Source organism: Paracidovorax valerianellae (genome assembly GCF_900102625.1).
Taxonomy (GTDB): domain Bacteria; phylum Pseudomonadota; class Gammaproteobacteria; order Burkholderiales; family Burkholderiaceae_C; genus Paracidovorax; species Paracidovorax valerianellae.
This window is the reverse complement of the sequence record NZ_FMZC01000010.1, coordinates 90,779-107,464: the sequence shown is the minus strand read 5'-3', so window position 1 is coordinate 107,464 and position 16,686 is coordinate 90,779. Positions and strand designations below refer to the sequence as shown.

Annotated in this window: 15 protein-coding genes and 6 tRNA genes; 8 read left to right on the top strand and 13 right to left on the bottom strand. The window is 64.2% G+C overall.

Features of this window, described 5'->3' with window-relative positions; translation table 11 throughout:
• The first annotated feature begins 20 nt into the window (after positions 1–20).
• Complete coding sequence (locus tag BLT03_RS15700) at positions 21–1,697, top strand: ABC transporter ATP-binding protein (protein WP_245711418.1); 1,677 nt, start codon at positions 21–23, stop codon at positions 1,695–1,697.
• A gap of 619 nt (positions 1,698–2,316) precedes the next feature.
• Here BLT03_RS15700 and BLT03_RS15695 read toward each other — a convergent pair.
• The 12 genes from BLT03_RS15695 to folC form a co-directional block, all read right to left on the bottom strand.
• Positions 2,317–2,393: transfer RNA gene (locus BLT03_RS15695), tRNA-Asp, on the bottom strand.
• Between the two features lie 51 nt (positions 2,394–2,444).
• Positions 2,445–2,520, bottom strand: a tRNA-Glu gene (locus BLT03_RS15690).
• Between the two features lie 33 nt (positions 2,521–2,553).
• Positions 2,554–2,629: transfer RNA gene (locus BLT03_RS15685), tRNA-Ala, on the bottom strand.
• Positions 2,630–2,691: 62 nt separating this feature from the next.
• Positions 2,692–2,768: transfer RNA gene (locus BLT03_RS15680), tRNA-Asp, on the bottom strand.
• Positions 2,769–2,819: 51 nt separating this feature from the next.
• A tRNA-Glu gene (locus BLT03_RS15675) sits at positions 2,820–2,895 on the bottom strand.
• 33 nt (positions 2,896–2,928) lie between these two features.
• Positions 2,929–3,004 (bottom strand) — tRNA-Ala (locus BLT03_RS15670).
• A gap of 65 nt (positions 3,005–3,069) precedes the next feature.
• Positions 3,070–4,485 carry a glutamate--tRNA ligase gene (gene gltX / locus BLT03_RS15665; protein ID WP_092744701.1) on the bottom strand — a complete coding sequence of 472 codons (1,416 nt, stop codon included), beginning with the start codon at positions 4,483–4,485 and terminating at the stop codon, positions 3,070–3,072.
• Positions 4,485–5,714 carry an O-succinylhomoserine sulfhydrylase gene (locus BLT03_RS15660; RefSeq protein ID WP_245711417.1) on the bottom strand — a complete coding sequence of 410 codons (1,230 nt, stop codon included), beginning with the start codon at positions 5,712–5,714 and terminating at the stop codon, positions 4,485–4,487. The genes gltX and BLT03_RS15660 overlap by 1 nt, the downstream gene beginning before the upstream one ends.
• A 20-nt stretch (positions 5,715–5,734) precedes the next feature.
• Positions 5,735–7,243: an amidophosphoribosyltransferase gene (gene purF, locus BLT03_RS15655; RefSeq protein ID WP_092744699.1), complete on the bottom strand. Its 1,509-nt coding sequence runs from the start codon at positions 7,241–7,243 to the stop codon at positions 5,735–5,737.
• A gap of 81 nt (positions 7,244–7,324) precedes the next feature.
• Positions 7,325–7,813, bottom strand: a complete 489-nt coding sequence (locus BLT03_RS15650; protein ID WP_092744698.1) for a CvpA family protein — start codon at positions 7,811–7,813, stop codon at positions 7,325–7,327.
• Positions 7,814–7,837: 24 nt separating this feature from the next.
• Positions 7,838–8,683, bottom strand: coding sequence for an SPOR domain-containing protein (locus tag BLT03_RS15645; protein ID WP_092744697.1), 846 nt, complete (start codon positions 8,681–8,683; stop codon positions 7,838–7,840).
• A gap of 22 nt (positions 8,684–8,705) precedes the next feature.
• Positions 8,706–10,031 carry a bifunctional tetrahydrofolate synthase/dihydrofolate synthase gene (folC, locus tag BLT03_RS15640; protein ID WP_092744696.1) on the bottom strand — a complete coding sequence of 442 codons (1,326 nt, stop codon included), beginning with the start codon at positions 10,029–10,031 and terminating at the stop codon, positions 8,706–8,708.
• A gap of 47 nt (positions 10,032–10,078) precedes the next feature.
• Between folC and BLT03_RS15635 the strand changes: the two genes are divergently transcribed.
• The 6 genes from BLT03_RS15635 (at position 10,079) to BLT03_RS15610 (ending at position 14,807) form a co-directional block, all read left to right on the top strand.
• Positions 10,079–10,492: an ArsC family reductase gene (locus BLT03_RS15635; RefSeq protein WP_092744780.1), complete on the top strand. Its 414-nt coding sequence runs from the start codon at positions 10,079–10,081 to the stop codon at positions 10,490–10,492.
• 112 nt (positions 10,493–10,604) lie between these two features.
• Entirely contained in the window at positions 10,605–11,240 is a 636-nt protein-coding gene (locus BLT03_RS15630) for a glycine zipper 2TM domain-containing protein (RefSeq protein ID WP_092744695.1), read from the top strand.
• A 186-nt stretch (positions 11,241–11,426) separates the two neighbouring features.
• On the top strand, positions 11,427–11,744 hold the full coding sequence (gene ppnP / locus BLT03_RS15625; protein WP_092744694.1) for a pyrimidine/purine nucleoside phosphorylase: 318 nt from the start codon (positions 11,427–11,429) through the stop codon (positions 11,742–11,744).
• Positions 11,745–11,760: 16 nt separating this feature from the next.
• Positions 11,761–13,104 (top strand): argininosuccinate synthase, encoded by a 1,344-nt coding sequence (argG, locus tag BLT03_RS15620; protein ID WP_092744693.1) that lies wholly within the window; start codon positions 11,761–11,763, stop codon positions 13,102–13,104.
• Positions 13,105–13,288: 184 nt separating this feature from the next.
• Positions 13,289–14,179: an RNA polymerase sigma factor SigJ gene (sigJ, locus tag BLT03_RS15615; RefSeq protein WP_092744692.1), complete on the top strand. Its 891-nt coding sequence runs from the start codon at positions 13,289–13,291 to the stop codon at positions 14,177–14,179.
• Between the two features lie 169 nt (positions 14,180–14,348).
• Complete coding sequence (locus BLT03_RS15610; RefSeq protein ID WP_092744691.1) at positions 14,349–14,807, top strand: carboxymuconolactone decarboxylase family protein; 459 nt, start codon at positions 14,349–14,351, stop codon at positions 14,805–14,807.
• Positions 14,808–15,013: 206 nt separating this feature from the next.
• On the opposite strand, the gene murB is transcribed toward BLT03_RS15610, so the two are convergent.
• Complete coding sequence (gene murB, locus BLT03_RS15605) at positions 15,014–16,093, bottom strand: UDP-N-acetylmuramate dehydrogenase (protein ID WP_092744690.1); 1,080 nt, start codon at positions 16,091–16,093, stop codon at positions 15,014–15,016.
• Between the two features lie 67 nt (positions 16,094–16,160).
• Here murB and BLT03_RS15600 point away from each other — a divergent pair, with 67 nt between their 5' ends.
• On the top strand, positions 16,161–16,646 hold the full coding sequence (locus BLT03_RS15600; RefSeq protein WP_092744689.1) for a YajQ family cyclic di-GMP-binding protein: 486 nt from the start codon (positions 16,161–16,163) through the stop codon (positions 16,644–16,646).
• Positions 16,647–16,686 lie beyond the last annotated feature (40 nt).

The window sequence follows — 16,686 nt, the reverse complement described above, 5'->3', positions numbered from 1 at the left end:
GGCCTGGGCTTTTCACCACATTGCTGGTTCTCATCGTGCTGGCGGCAGCCTGCTCGGTGGGTGTTCAGTACGGCATGAAGCTGATCGTGGACACCATGGCCGGCAACGACCGAAGCAGCCGCCTCATCTGGCAATGGCTAGGCCTGTTCATTGCACTCATCGCTGCGGAAAGTGCCTTCTGGCGTCTGAGTGGCTGGCTGGGCTGCCGCGCCGTGGTCTCCACTGGCGTGGATGTCAGGCTCGACCTGTTCAGGCATTTGTCCGGGCATTCGCTGGACTACTTTTCAGAGCACATGGCGGGCTCGCTGGGCAATCGCGTCACCGCGACCGCTGGCGCTACGGGCGCCATTCTCGGCACGATGATCTGGAAGATCCTTCCGCCCTGCGTGGACTTCATTGGAGCGGTGATAGTGCTGGTCACCATCGATTGGCGCATGGCGGTCACGCTGATCCTGTTCGTGGCGGTCATGGCGGCGGTCATTGGAGGGTTCGGCGCCCGCGCTCGGCCGTTGCAGCAGCAGTTTGCCGAACAGGCCGCGAAGGTTGGGGGCGAACTGGTGGACGTGGTGTCCAACATCTGGACGGTGCAGTCGTTTTCAGCGAGGCACCGCGAATACGAGCGCCTTCGCGAGGCATTCGGGCTGGAGGCAAAAGCACAACGGCGAAGCTGGCTCTATCTGGAAAAAGTGCGCACGCTCCACGACCTGTGCCTGTGGCTCATGGCGGGCAGCATGCTGATCTGGGCCGTGGAGGCATGGCGCGCGGGGCACACCATGGCCGGCGACGTGGTCGTGATCAGTGCTCTCACCTTCAGAATCCTGCATGGCTCGCGGGAACTCGCACTGTCTTTGGTCGATGCATCGCAACAGTCCGCCGTGATTGCAGAGATGCTGAAAGTAGTGGCCATTCCCCACGCCGTGGCCGACGGCCCGCAAGCGCGCGACTTTGTTCCAGGCCCTGGAGAAATCTGCCTGCATGACGTGAGCTTTTCGTACCCCCACAGCGCGCCCGTCTTCAGCCACCTGTCGCTGCGCATTCCTGCGGGCCAGCGGGTGGGCATCGTGGGGCCGTCAGGCGCAGGCAAGTCCACGCTGATCCGGTTGATCAGCCGCATTGCCGATCCAGGGTTTGGGCGGGTGGTCATCGACGGTCAACCCATCACCGAAGTGCGCCTGGAGAGCTTGCGGCAAGCCATCGCCGTAGTGCCTCAGGACATCGGCCTGCTGCACCGCTCGGTCATGGAAAATCTACGCTACGGTCGCCCGGACGCCACCGATGATGAGGTTAAGGCCGCAGCGCATGAAGCGCATTGCGACACCTTCATCGCAGACCTGCCGCAGGGCTGCGACACACTGGTGGGCGAGCACGGCATTCGGCTATCCGGTGGGCAGCGCCAACGCATCGGCATAGCGCGCGCACTTCTCAAGGACGCGCCCATCCTGCTGCTGGACGAGGCCACCTCGGCGCTGGACAGCCAGTCCGAAAGTGAAATCCAGGCGGCGCTGATTCGATTGATGCACGGCCGAACGGTGATCGCCGTCGCGCATCGGTTGTCGACGGTGGCTTCGTTTGATCGCATCGTCGTGATCGTCGGTGGCCGCGTGGTCGAAGACGGCACCCATGTGCAACTGCGTGAACAGCGCGGCGTGTATGCAAAGCTTTGGGACTTGCAGGCGGAAGGCTTCGAGATCGGTTGAGTGGGCTTGACCAAGGCTAGAACGGAGGGAGGGCTGGCTGACGAGCCTGCGCAGGACAAGCTCACACCTCCCCACAACAAGAATGAGGTGTAAGCAGAAGATGAGAGCTGCCCGCTGCTCTACGGTGGCGTCAAGCCCCGCCAATGCCGACGGTGACTCGGCCCGTCCCTTCGCATTCCTTGCAAGGCAGGCCCTCACGTCGTCCCGTGCCGCCGCACGCTGGGCAGATGTTTTCGCCGGTTCCCGGTGTCCCGGGCGCTGCTTCATCGCCGGGAGCCAATAGTGGCATAGCGCCCGTTACCCCCTGGTTGCCGGCAGGTTGATCGGAACTTCCAGGCAACGGGTGGCCTATATCGAGTGAAGCGCCGGGATCTTCTTCACCCGCGGCAGACCGCGAAAAAGACAGGCCATCGTCACGATCAGCCAAATTGGGGGACGGAGGAGATTGCGATGCCATGGTTTGCTCCTTGGTGCAGCTTAAGGTCGTTGAGTGATGCGCGATGATTTCTAGGAAATCAGTCGCGCTTCTGCTGGGTCAAGGTGGCAAACGACATGCCTGAGCCGTACGAAGGCCCAAAACAAAAAGCCTCCGCAAGAAAAACTTGCGAAGGCTTCGATATGGCGGAGTGGACGGGACTCGAACCCGCGACCCCCGGCGTGACAGGCCGGTATTCTAACCAACTGAACTACCACTCCTGGTAGGCGGCGTTTGCTTGCGTTATACACACAAGCCAAGTGCAACAAACTTGGCGACCCTACGGGGATTCGAACCCCGGTACTCACCGTGAAAGGGTGATGTCCTAGGCCTCTAGACGATAGGGTCAAACCTTGGGACTTGCCGTTTTTTTGCTCTCAGTGGTGGAGGTAAACGGGATCGAACCGATGACCTCTTGCATGCCATGCAAGCGCTCTCCCAGCTGAGCTATACCCCCCACTTCTTTGGCTAACGCCAAAGAAAAACCCTTGCACATCAAAGACCTGCAAGGGTATTGACTGGCGGAGTGGACGGGACTCGAACCCGCGACCCCCGGCGTGACAGGCCGGTATTCTAACCAACTGAACTACCACTCCTGGCAGGCAGCGTTTGCTTGCGTTATACACACAAGCCAAGTGCTACAAACTTGGCGACCCTACGGGGATTCGAACCCCGGTACTCACCGTGAAAGGGTGATGTCCTAGGCCTCTAGACGATAGGGTCAAAACCTGGGAACTAACCGTTCTCTGCTCTCAGTGGTGGAGGTAAACGGGATCGAACCGATGACCTCTTGCATGCCATGCAAGCGCTCTCCCAGCTGAGCTATACCCCCACTGAATGACCACATTCACACTGTGACTGTCATCATTTCCTGAGCCTTGAATTATAGACAGGTTTTTACGGCTTCAGCAATCTCGCTGCGATTTTTTCACGGCCTACCAGTTCGAGCACCGCATCAACCGAAGGCGTATGGGCGGTTCCTACCGTCAACACACGCACCGGCATCGCCAATTGCGGCATCTTGAGCGAGTGAGCGGTGAGCACTTCCTTGAAGGCAGCAGCGATGGAAGCCTTGTCCCACGCGCAGATAGCCAATGCTTGCGACAGCGCAGCAATGGCAGGCCAGATTCCGTCCGTCACATGCTTGGCATATTCCTCGGGATTGGGCACCACATTGCCGTAGAAAACGAAAGCCCAATCAGCGAGCGCAACCAGGGTGTCGCAGCGGTCCTTGAACAGCGCGCAGATGCGGGGCAGACGGCCATCCGCCAAGTCGGCAGCCAAGACGCCCCGGCGTTCCAGGTGCGGGGCCACCAGTACAGCCAGCGCGTCGTCCGCCATGGCTTTCAAATGCTGGGCATTCACCCACCGCAGCTTGGCTTCATCGAACTGGGCTGCACTGCGCCCCAGATGGTCGAGATTGAACCACTGCAGAAACTGCTCGCGGCTGAAGATCTCATCGTCACCATGGCTCCAGCCCAGGCGGGCCAGATAGTTCACCATGGCTTCGGCCAGATAACCCTCGTCGCGGTACTGCGTAACGGGCTTCGCACCGTTGCGCTTGCTCATCTTCTCGCCTTGCTCGTTGAGCACGGTCGGCAGATGGGCATACACCGGGGGCTTCTTGCCGAGTGCCTCGAAGATGTTGATCTGGCGAGGGGTGTTGTTGACGTGGTCGTCGCCGCGGATCACGTGGGTGATGGCCATGTCGATGTCGTCCACCACCACGCAGAAATTGTACGTGGGCGTGCCATCGGGCCGAGCGATCACCAGATCGTCGAGTTCGTCGTTGCTGATCTCGATGCGGCCCTTGACCTTGTCTTCCCAAACGACCGCGCCGCCCAGCGGATTGCGAAAGCGCAGAACCGGCTTCACACCTTCGGGCACTGGTGGCAAGGTCTTGCCCGGCTCGGGGCGCCAGGTACCGTCGTACCGGGGCTTTTCCTTGGCCTGCATCTGCCGCTCACGCAGCGCGTCCAGTGCCTCGACGCTCATGTAGCACGGATACACGTGGCCGGCGGCCTGCAGTTGGGCCAGCACTTCCTTGTACCGGTCCATGCGCTGCATTTGATAGAACGGGCCTTCATCAGGCTCCATGCCGAGCCACTGCATGCCTTCGAGAATCACGTCCACAGCGGCTTGGCTGGATCGCTCCACATCGGTGTCTTCGATGCGAAGGATGAAGTCACCGCCTGTCGCGCGGGCAAATGCCCAGGGGTACAGCGCGGAACGGATATTGCCCAGGTGGATGAAACCCGTGGGTGACGGTGCGAAACGCGTGCGAACGCGCTGTGTAGGGTTGGCTTCGTTCATTACAGGGTATCCAGACCGCGCGCGAGGTCGGCCTTCAAGTCTTCGATGTGTTCCAGTCCCACGGCGACGCGAATCAAGCCCTGGCCCAAGCCCGCCGCTTGTCGCTGCTCCTCGGTCAGACGGCCGTGCGACGTGCTGGCAGGGTGGGTCACGGTGGTTTTCGTGTCGCCCAGATTTGCGGTGATGCTGCACACCCGCGTGCTGTCCAGCACGTGAAACGCCTGGGCACGTGCCGATGCCGGGTCGCCGGTCTTCACCTTGACGTCGAACGACACCACCGCGCCACCCAATCCGGACTGCTGGCGCATTGCCAGTTCGTGCTGAGGGTGCGACGCCAACCCGGGGTAGTAGACGCGCGCCACGTTGGGATGCGACTCCAGCCAAGTGGCCAATTGCAGGGCATTGGCGCTCTGGGCCTTCATGCGGATAGACAACGTTTCCAACCCTTTGAGCACCACCCACGCATTGAACGGCGAGAGATTCATGCCCGCGCTGCGGATCATGGGCGCGAGCTTTTCCTCGATGAGCGATCGAGGTCCGCACACGGCACCAGCCATCACGCGGCCCTGCCCGTCGAGGAACTTGGTTCCCGAATGAAGGACCAGATCGGCGCCCCATTTCGCTGGCTGCTGCAGCGCCGGCGAGGCAAAGCAGTTGTCCACTGCCAGCAGCACGCCTGCCTCATGGGCGATGTCGGCCAGCGCACGGATATCGCACAGATCGGTCAGCGGATTGGTCGGGGTCTCGGCGAACATCAGCCGCGTCTCGGGCCGCAGCGCAGCCTTCCAAGCAGCGGCATCGGTCTGTGGAACGAAGGTGGCCTGCACACCGAAACGCGACAGTTCTCCGCCGATGAGCTTGATGGTCGAGCCGAACATCGAGCGAGAGCAGATCACATGGTCGCCGGTCTTCAGCAAGGCCAGGCACATCAGCAAGATGGCAGACATGCCGGTGGCCGTGCCAATGGCGGACTCCGTGCCTTCGAGCGCAGCCAGCCGGCGCTCGAAACTCGTCACCGTGGGGTTCGCGGTGCGGGTATAGGTGTATCCGTCTTCCTCACCGGCAAAGCGACGGGCCGCCGTTGCGGCATCGGGCTGCACGAAGCTGCTGCTGAGATACAGCGCTTCGGAATGCTCGCCGTATACGCTGCGGGGAATGGCCTCACGGACCGCGAGCGTGTCGGGGTGCAAGCCCTCGGGAAGGGTTCTTTGGTTCAAGGGGGAGTTCATGGAATGGCGATCCAGTGCGTTCAAGCGTCCTGGGCGTTGGGCAATGCCAGGCGCGAGGTGTCTTCCTCTTGCTGCTCTTCCACGCCGACACGCCCCTCATTCAGCCGCGCGATGTCTTGGGCGGTGATGTCCCCGGTCACGTACACGCCGTCGAAGCACGACGCATCGAAGCCTTCGATGCGTCCGTTCAGCGAGCCGATCGCTTTCTTCATGCCATTGACGTCTTGGTAGATGAGCGCATCGCAGCCGATGGACTCGCGCACCTCTTCGACCGTGCGACCATGCGCCACGAGTTCGCTGCTGGTGGGCATGTCGATGCCGTACACGTTGGGATAGCGCACGGGTGGAGCGGCACTGGCCAGATAGACCTTGCGGGCGCCTGCATCGCGCGCCATCTGGACGATCTCGCGCGAGGTCGTGCCGCGCACGATGGAATCGTCCACCAGCAGTACGTTGCGGCCTTTGAACTCGCTGGCAATCACGTTGAGCTTTTGCCGAACGGACTTCTTGCGCACGCCCTGCCCCGGCATGATGAAGGTGCGACCCACGTAGCGGTTCTTCACGAAGCCTTCGCGGTACGGAATGCCCAGCAGGTGCGCCAACTGCGTGGCGCTCGGACGGCTGGATTCGGGAATCGGAATGATCACGTCGATCTCGTTGGGTGGCACGGTGGAGATCACCCGCTTGGCCAACGCCTCGCCCAGGTTCAGGCGGGCTTGGTACACCGAAATGCCGTCGAGCACCGAATCCGGACGCGCCAGATAGACGAATTCAAAGATGCAGGGGTTGAGCTGCGGCGAATCTGCGCACTGCTGCGCATGCACCGTGCCGTCATTCGTGATGAACACGGCTTCGCCCGGCTGAATGTCGCGCTCGAAGACATGGTTGGTGCCTTCCAGGGCCACCGACTCGCTGCCCACCATGACCGTGCCTTCGGGGCTGCGTCCCATGCACAGCGGGCGGATGCCATGGGGATCGCGGAAGGCGACCAGCCCGTGGCCGGCGATCAGCGCGATCACGGCATAAGAGCCCTTCACCCGCCGGTGCACGGCCCGCACGGCCGCAAACACGTCTTCCGTCTGCAGCGGCACGCCGCGGGTGGCACGCTCCAATTCATGCGCGAACACGTTGAGCAGAACTTCAGAGTCGCTATCGGTGTTGGTGTGGCGGTGGTCGGTGGAAAACAATTCCGCGCGCAGCGTTTGCGCGTTCGTGAGGTTGCCGTTGTGCACCAGCACCAGGCCGAATGGAGCGTTCACATAGAACGGCTGGGCCTCTTCCTCGCTGTAGGCGTTGCCTGCCGTGGGATAGCGCACCTGCCCCAGGCCGACCGTGCCCGGCAGCGCACGCATGTTGCGCGTGCGAAACACGTCGCGCACCATGCCCTTGGCCTTGTGCATGAAGAACTTGCGCCCCTGCTGGGTGACGATGCCCGCCGCATCCTGGCCACGGTGCTGCAAGAGAAGCAGCGCGTCATACACCAGTTGATTGACAGGAGCCGTGCTGACCACGCCGACGATTCCACACATATTCGCGTTCCATCCAAAGGCGGGCGATCCCGCAGTAAAAAATCTACGCAGCGCCCAAAAAACAGTGGCGCCACGTCCATGTCATGAAGGCAGATGCCTTCCCAACGCTGGCGGCAAAGCCGGCTTCAACACTTCCAGCATTCCAGTCAATATGGGGGCGGCCTGTGAATCTTTCCACCACAGCCCCTCATGCAATGGGGTCCAGAGAACCACCAACGACGCCGCCAGCAGCAGCACCATGCCGCGCAGCGCGCCGAATGCGGCGCCCAGCGTGCGGTCCACCGGCCTCAGCCCCACGGCCTCGATCAGCTTCTTGGCCAGCCAGGCCAGAAAACCACAGGCGAACAACGTGCCGATGAATGCCAGGGCAAATCCTGCTGCATGCCGGATTGACTCGGCCGAATCGGAAATCGGCAGCCATCGACCAATATCCTCAGCCCACCACTGGGCCACGAAAAATGCCAGGACCCATCCGGCCAGCGACAACACTTCGTAAATCAAGCCACGCCACGCTCCCAATACCAACGAGCCCAGCAAGACCGCCAAAAAGATCCAGTCCAGCGAGGCCATGCGCGACGCGAACCCTGGGCAGCGCTATATCGCGAGGACCGAAGCCGACAGGCCCAGGCCCTTCACGCGCGCAGCCGCCTTGTCCGCATCGGCGCGGGACGCATACGGTCCCACCCGCACACGGGTGCGCTTGCCATCCTTGGTATCCACCACCTGGGTATAGGTTTTGAGACCTGCACGCTCCAGCGACTGGCGCACTTCGCGCGCCTTGTCGGCATCGGCAAAGGCACCCACCTGCACGATCAACCGGCCCTCTTCAGCCTTGGATGCCGACGCAGCGGGCGCCGCACCTGCCTCGCGCCCTTCTAGCAAGGCTCGGGCGCGGGCTGCGTCCTCGGAACGCTGGGGCTTCACCTCGGGCTTGGGCTCCGGTTTGGGTTCAGGCTTGGTCTCATGCACCGGCTTCGGCTCTGGCCGGGGCGCCGGCTTGGGCTCCGCCCTCACTTCGGGCTTGGGCGTCACCGAAGGCACGGCACTGGCGACTGGGGCAGGAGCAGGTGGCTTCGGGGTAGCGCGGCTCGAAGGCACGACCTCTTCACCTTCGGCCAGGCCACCGGACGACGCCATGGCCGTGGCGGACGCCGCGGGACGCGCAGGCGCAGCGGATTCGGGCACCACCAGCGGGGCGACCTTGTTGCGATCGGGAATGTCGATGGGGATATCGACCGGAATGGGGCGCGGCTGCGTATCGAACAGGATGGGGAAACCCACCACCCCGAGCAACACCAGAACGGCCGCGCCGATCAACCGATGCCGTGCACGACGGCGCATGGCCTCGATGCTCTCGGCCTGGGCATTGCGCGAGCGCTTACCCGCGGGTTTATCGGGTTGCTCCTTGCTGCCGGGCCACCGAAACTTGAAAAATGCCATGGAGTGCAGAATCGTGCGGACCTTATGCGCCCAGATGCTTGGCCTGCAGGCGTGGTGTTCCGTTGATCAGAACGCCGCCCACCGTGTAGAACGAGCCAAAGACCACGATTCTATCAGCCGGCTCCGCCGCATCCACGGCCGCCTGCAGCGCTTGCTGCGGGTCGGCGTGCAGGCTGGTGGGCACGGTACGGCGCCCGCCGGCCACGATCTGCAAGGCGTTCCATTTCTGCTGCAAGCCGGCGGCAGTCTCCGCGCGGGCCGTGGGCAGGTCGGTGAAATACCAGCGGTCCACCAGCGGGCCGATCTTGGCGAGCATCGGTCCCAGATCCTTGTCCGCCATGGCTCCGAGCACCGCATGCGTGGTCGGAAAGAACCCCATGGCATCGAGATTGGCCGTCAGCGCCGCCACCGAGTGGGGGTTGTGCGCCACGTCCAGCACCAGCGTCGGCTGGCCTGGCACGATCTGGAACCGGCCCGGCAACTCCACCATCGCCAGCCCGTTGCGCACGGCCTGAGCAGTCACCGGAAGGCGATCGCGCACTGCCTCGAACGCGGCCAGGGCGCCGGAGGCATTGACGAGCTGGTTGGCACCCCGCAAGGACGGATAGGCCATGCCGGCATAGCGGCGGCCCCGCCCTGCCCAGCTCCACTGTTGCTTGTCGCCCGAAAAATTGAAGTCATGCCCGAAGCGCCACAGATCGGCGCCGATCTCCAGCGCATGGTCGAGCACGCTCTGCGGCGCCATGGGGTCGCTCACCACGACCGGGCGGCCCGTGCGCATGATGCCGGCCTTCTCGCGGCCGATGGATTCGCGGTCGGGGCCGAGGAATTCCGTGTGGTCGATGTCGATGCTCGTGATGACGGCGCAATCGGTATCGATCACGTTGGTGGCGTCCAGCCGGCCGCCCAGGCCCACTTCGAGGATGGCCACATCCAGCCGCGACAGACTCATGAGCCGCAGGATGGCCAGCGTGGTGAACTCGAAATACGACAGCGAAACCTCTTCGCCGTTTTGCACCCTGGCGCTTTCCACTGCTGCAAAGTGCGCTATCAAATCCGAAGCATCGACGATCTCGCCGTGGATGCGGCACCGTTCTTCGAAATGCACCAGGTGCGGCGAGGTGTACACCCCCGTGCGGTAGCCCGACTGCAGCGCCACCGCTTCGAGCATGGCGCAGGTGGAACCCTTGCCGTTGGTACCGGCCACGGTGATGACCGGGCAGTCGAACCGCAAGCCCATGCGCTGGGCCACGGTGCGCACGCGGTCCAGGCCCATGTCGATGTTCTTCGGGTGCAGGCGCTCGCAATGGCCGAGCCAGCCTTCCAGGGTGTCGAAATTGGTGTGCATACGGGGCCGGATTGTCGCCGAGCGCGGGTTGCACGATGATCGGCGCCATGAGTACCCCCACCCGTGCCCCTAGCCCTGCCCTGACAGCGTCTGCCACCGCCGTGCTCTACGGCATTCCCAACTGCGACACGGTCAAGAAAGCCCGCGCATGGCTCACCGGACAGGGAATCGAGTACCAGTTCCACGACTTCAAGAAGCAAGGCGTGCCGGCCGAGCAATTGCCCCGGTGGGCCGATGCGGTGGGATGGGAAAAGCTGCTCAACCGCCAGGGCACCACCTGGCGCAAGCTGGATGCAGAGACTCAGGCGACGGTGCACGACGCCGCCAGCGCGGCACAGGTCATGCTGGCGCAGCCCAGCGTCATCAAGCGCCCGGTGGTGGAATGGGCGGACGCAAGCATCACCGTCGGATTCAACGAAGCCGATTGGAACGAAGCCGCAAAGCGGCGCTCCAAGCCCTGAGCCGGCACAAATCTTTACCGAGATTTACGGCGCCGGATATTGGGCTTGACATCGCGCCCCTAAACTTTTTATCAGCCTGATGCGTTGTAGACCGACCGAAAGGAGTTTCTCCATGAAGAAAATCATCTTGTTGACCGCTCTGGCTGCCGTTGCAGCCGGCGCCAGCGCCCAGGAACAGGGCCGAGTCCTCTCCGCCACCCCCATCACTGAGCAGGTGGCCATTCCCCAGCAGGTGTGCGGTAACGAAACCATCTACGGCGAATCACGCCCCAGCGGCGCCGGAGCCCTGCTGGGCGCCATCGCCGGCGGCGCTGCCGGCAACGCGGTGGGCAAAGGCGGTGGCCGTGCCGCCGCCACGGCGATCGGGCTGATTGGCGGGGCCGTTCTGGGCAACAACATCGAAGGCACCCGGCCCGAATACCAGAACGTGCAGCGCTGCTCGACGCAGACCTACTACGAGAACCGCACCATGGGCTACAACGTGCTTTATGAATACGCGGGCCGCCAGTACACGACGCGCACGCAGCACGATCCCGGCGCATGGATTCCGGTCAGCGTGCAGCCCATCGCCAGCGCACCGCCCGCCCCGGCCTACTCGGGCGGATATGCCCAGCCGGGCGTGGTCGTCTCCACCTACCCTGGCCCACCCGCCTACGTGACGCCGCCCTCGACGACCGTCATCGAGTACCACGACAGCTACGGCCGCCCCTACTACCCGCCCCGCCCTCGCGATCCGTACTGGCGCTGAACGGCACGGCCTGACGGCTGGCCAGTCGGTCTACCCACAGCAGGGAGCCTTCGGGCTCCCTTTTTCTTGGTTTTCTGGGCTTTGCCGCGGACCGCGCCGCTGCAGCGCGGCTCCCGCGTGGGGAACCCGCAGCGTTCACCCTAGAATCTTCGGTTTTCCTCCCATCTCTTCCTTGACTGCGCATCCATGACCACCGAAACCATCGACGGCGTGACCGTCACCACCCAAGCCAACGTGTATTTCGACGGCAAATGCGTGAGCCACAACATCACGTTCCCGGACGGCACGAAGAAATCGGTGGGCGTCGTCCTTCCGGCCACGCTGACCTTCAACACCGGCGCGCCTGAAATCATGGAATGCGTGGGCGGCGATTGCGAATACAAGCTCGACGGCACCGACGCCTGGGTGAAGTCCGGCGTGGGCGAGAAATTCAGCGTGCCCGGCAACTCGAAGTTCGAGATCCGCGTGGCCAGCGCCTATCACTACATCTGCCATTTCGGCTGAACCGGAAAGCCCTGACATGGCCACCATCCTCCAGAAACTCCCCACCGGCCAGAAGGTCGGCATCGCCTTCTCCGGCGGACTCGACACCAGCGCCGCGCTGCGCTGGATGAAGAACAAGGGCGCCGTGCCCTATGCCTACACCGCCAACCTGGGCCAGCCCGACGAGCCGGACTACGACGCCATTCCCGCCAAGGCGATGGAATACGGCGCCGAGCAGGCCCGCCTGATCGACTGCCGCACGCAGCTCGCCCATGAAGGCATCGCCGCGCTGCAGGCCGGTGCCTTCCACATCAGCACGGCCGGCATCACCTACTTCAACACCACGCCCCTGGGCCGCGCCGTCACCGGCACGATGCTCGTGGCCGCCATGAAGGAAGACGACGTCCACATCTGGGGCGATGGTTCGACCTTCAAGGGCAACGACATCGAGCGCTTTTACCGCTACGGCCTGCTGACCAACCCTTCGCTCAAGATCTACAAGCCCTGGCTGGACCAGCTGTTCATCGACGAGCTGGGCGGCCGCGCCGAAATGTCGGCCTTCATGACGAAGGAAGGCTTCGGTTACAAGATGAGCGCCGAGAAGGCCTACAGCACCGACAGCAACATGCTGGGCGCCACGCACGAGGCCAAGGACCTGGAATTTCTCTCCAGCGGCATCCGCATCGTGAACCCGATCATGGGCGTGGCGTTCTGGAAGGACGACGTAGCAGTCAAGTCGGAAGAAGTCTCGGTGCGTTTCGAAGAAGGCCAGCCCGTGGCGCTGAACGGCGTCGAGTTCAACGACCCGGTCGCGCTCATCATGGAAGCCAACCGCATCGGCGGCCGCCATGGCCTGGGGATGAGCGACCAGATCGAAAACCGCATCATCGAAGCCAAGAGCCGCGGCATCTACGAAGCCCCCGGCCTCGCGCTGCTGCACATCGCCTACGAGCGCCTGGTGACCGGCATCCACAACGAAGACACCATCGAGCAGTACCGCATGAACGGCCTCAAGCTGGGTCGCCTGCTGTACCAGGGTCGCTGGTTCGACCCGCAGGCCATCATGCTGCGCGAAACCGCCCAGCGCTGGGTCGCCCGCGCCGTGACCGGCACCGTGACGCTGGAACTGCGCCGCGGCAACGACTACTCGCTGCTGAACACCGAATCGCCCAACCTGACCTACGCGCCCGAGCGCCTGTCGATGGAAAAGGTGGAAGACGCGCCGTTCAGCCCTGCCGACCGCATCGGCCAGCTGACCATGCGCAACCTGGACATCATCGACACGCGCCACAAGCTGGGCGTGTACGCGCAATCGGGCCTGCTGTCGCTGGGTGGCAAGGCCGCGCTGGCCCAGCTGGGCGACGACAGCGAGAAGAAGTAAGGCCCGGCAGCAAGGCCGAGCCAGCCAGTCCGGTATCAAAAAGGCATCCAGCGCTAGATAGACATGCGCTGGCAGCTATCGATTCAGGAGCAGCCGCCCCGCCATCAGGCCGGGCGGCTTTCTTTTTTTCGATACGTCGGCAGGATGCGTGTCACAAAAGCCCCAGGCCGCCCGTCTTGAAGGTATGAACGCCGACCACCACAGCGCCCCGGACGCGCACACCGCCACCTTCGAGCAGCACCGCCCGCGCCTCATGGGCGTGGCCTACCGCATGCTGGGCAGCCGCGCCGACGCGCAAGACGTGCTGCAGGACGCCTGGCTGCGATGGCAGGCCACCGACGCGGAGCGCGTGCACACCGCCGAAGCCTGGCTCGTGACGACCACCACCCGCCTGTGCGTGGACCGGCTGCGCGCCGCGCGCACCGAGCGCGATGCCTACAGCGGCCCGTGGCTGCCCGAGCCGTGGGTGGACAGCCAGGCCACCGCGCCGCCGGCCGACGCACGCGCCGAACTGGCGTCTGACCTGTCCATCGCCCTGCTGGTGGTGCTCGAACGACTGTCGCCCGACGAGCGCGCCGCCTTTTTACTGCACGACGTGTTCGACAGCGACTACGCCGAAATCGCCACCGTGCTCGACCGCAGCGAGGCCGCCTGCCGCCAATTGGTGCACCGCGCCCGTATGCAAGTCCGGCAAGACAAGGTGCGCTTCACCGCCACGCCGACTGCGGCGCAGGCGCTGCTGCATCGCTTCGTCGAGGCGATGCGCACGCAGGACCATGCCGCGTTGCTCGCCCTGTTCGCCCAGGACGCCACCTGGACGCCCGATGCCGGCGGCAAGGTACCGGCGGCAACCCGCGTGCTGCGCGGACCGCGGGCCATCGCCCGGCTGGCCGCGGGCGTCTGGCGGCTTTACCTGCGGCACCTGACCGCGGACGAGGTGCAGATCAACGGCACGCCCGGCCTGGTGCTGCGCGAGGGCGGCATCCCGCGCGTGGCGCTGGCGCTGCAGACCGACGGCACGCACATCCACGGCATCTACACCGTGCTGAACCCGGACAAGCTGCGCGGGCTGTAGGCCGACACGGCCCGAGCCCGCCCCTTTCGCTTCGATTTTTCCGCACCGATGGCGCGGCACCTGACGGCAGGTGCGGGCCGCGCCATGGGTTTCCTCTTGCGCCATCGGCGCTTTCCGCACCGGCTTTCTTTATTTCTCTCACCCCACCCCTGCACCGAAAGGCTGTTTCATGTCCCACACCCGCATCGACCTGCTGAAGAACCACCCCGCCACCACCAAAGCCATGATGGCGCTGGAGAACCAGCTCAGCGCCGGCACGCTGCCCATCGCGCTCAAGGAACTGGTGAAGATGCGCGTCTCGCAGATCAACGGCTGCGCGTTCTGCATCGACCTGCACGTGGGCGTCGCCCGCAAGCATGGCGAGACCGATCGGCGCCTGCACCTGCTGGCGGCGTGGCGCGAGGCCGGCGTGTTCGACGCCCGGGAGCGCGCGGCGCTGGCCTGGGCCGAGGCGCTGACCCGCCTTGCCGGCACGCAGGACGTGCCGGACGCGGTCTACGACACGGTGGCCGCGCAGTTTTCGGAGGCCGAGATCGTCGAGCTGTCGCTGGCGGTCGTTGCCATCAACGGCTGGAACCGCTTCCAGGTCGCCTTCCGTGCGCAGCCGGCTGGCACCCTGGCGGCATGAGGGGCGGGCCGGTGAAGCGGGCCGGCCCCGGCCTCGCTCCCGCAGCGGTGCGCCTGCGTGCCTGTGTATCGTTATCAGGGAAATCAGGGCCAAATCGGCCTTGCACCCTAGTGAATCATTCGGTGGCAGCTATTAAAACAATAGCAAACCGATCGCCTTGAATTTGCTTCGATGAAGACGCGATGAAAACGCCTTGAGCGGCCGGATCAGACCACCACCGGCTCCGGCTCCAGCCGGATGCCGAAGCGCTCGTACACGCTGGTCTGAATCGCCTTGGCCAGCGTCATCACCTCGCCGCCCGTCACGCTGTCGGCGCCCCGGCCGCGGTTGACCAGCACCAGGGCCTGCTTTTCGTACACGCCGGCCTTGCCCACGCTCTTGCCCTTCCAGCCGCACGCATCGATGAGCCAGCCCGCCGCCAGCTTGATGGTGCCGTCGGGCATGGGGTAATGCACGATGCGCGGCTCGCGGGCGATGATGTCCGAGCACTGGTCGGGCGTGACCGTGGGGTTCTTGAAGAAGCTGCCGGCATTGCCGACCACGGCGGGATCGGGCAGCTTGGCGCGCCGAACTTCGCACACCCAGTCGAAGATCTGCCGCGCCGTGGGTTCGGCCACGCCGGCTTCCAGGCGCTTTCGTTCCAGGTCGAGGTAGCCCAACTCGGGCTTCCAGGGCTTGGGCAGGCGAAAGCGCACATGGGTGATCGCCGCGCGCCCGGCCAGGCCCATGCCGCGCGGGCCGGCGCCCTCGGCGCCTGCGGGCGCAGCCGGGGCCTGGTGCTTGAAGACGGAGTCGCGGTAGCCGAAGGCGCACTGCGCGGCATTCAGGGTGAAGGGCTGCCCGGTGGCCAGGTCGATGGCGTCCAGGGATTCGAAGCGGTCCTGCAGTTCGACCCCGTAGGCGCCGATGTTCTGCACCGGCGCCGCGCCGACGGTGCCGGGGATGAGCGCCAGGTTTTCCAGCCCGGGAAAGCCGTGCTCCAGGGTCCAGGCCACGGCGTCGTGCCACGGCTCGCCGGCGCCCGCTTCCACGATGAAGGCCTGAGGGGTTTCTTCGACCAGGCGCAGGCCCTTGATCTCCATCTTGAGGACCACCGGCTTCACGTCGCCCGTGAGGACGATGTTGCTGCCGCCGCCCAGCACGAAGACGGGCTGGCCGGCAAGCAGCGGGTCGGCCACCAGGGCGCGAACGTCTTCTGCCGAATGGGCGCGCACCAGGGTGTGGGCCCGCGCCACGATGCCGAAGGTATTGCAGTGCTGCAGGGGAGCGTTTTTCTCGACTAACATCAGCCGGATTGTCGCACCCGGCCCCTTCCGGCGGCCGGGTTCTCCCCCAGTTCCCGAGAGTGATGCCATGCCTTCTTTTGACACCGTTTGTGAAGCCAACCTCGTAGAAGTGAAGAACGCGGTCGAAAACACCGCCAAGGAGATCGGCACCCGCTTCGACTTCAAGGGCTCGTCCGCCGCCATCGAACTCAAGGACAAAGAGATCACGCTGTTCGGCGACGCCGACTTCCAGCTCACGCAGGTCGAAGACATCCTGCGCAACAAGCTCACCAAGCGCAACGTGGATGTGCGCTTCCTCGACATGGAAAAGCCGCAGAAGGTCGGCGGCGACAAGGTCAAGCAGGTCGTGAAGGTGCGCAACGGCATCGAGAGCGAGCTGGCCAAGAAGATCCAGAAGCTCCTCAAGGAAAGCAAGCTCAAGGTGCAGGCCGCCATCCAGGAAGAAAAAGTGCGCGTGACCGGCGCCAAGCGCGACGATCTGCAGGCCGCCATGGCGCTGCTGCGCAAGGAAGTGACCGACATTCCGCTGTCGTTCGATAACTTCCGCGACTGATCCGGCAGCCGGCACGTTTTTCGCCCCTTTCCCCACCAAG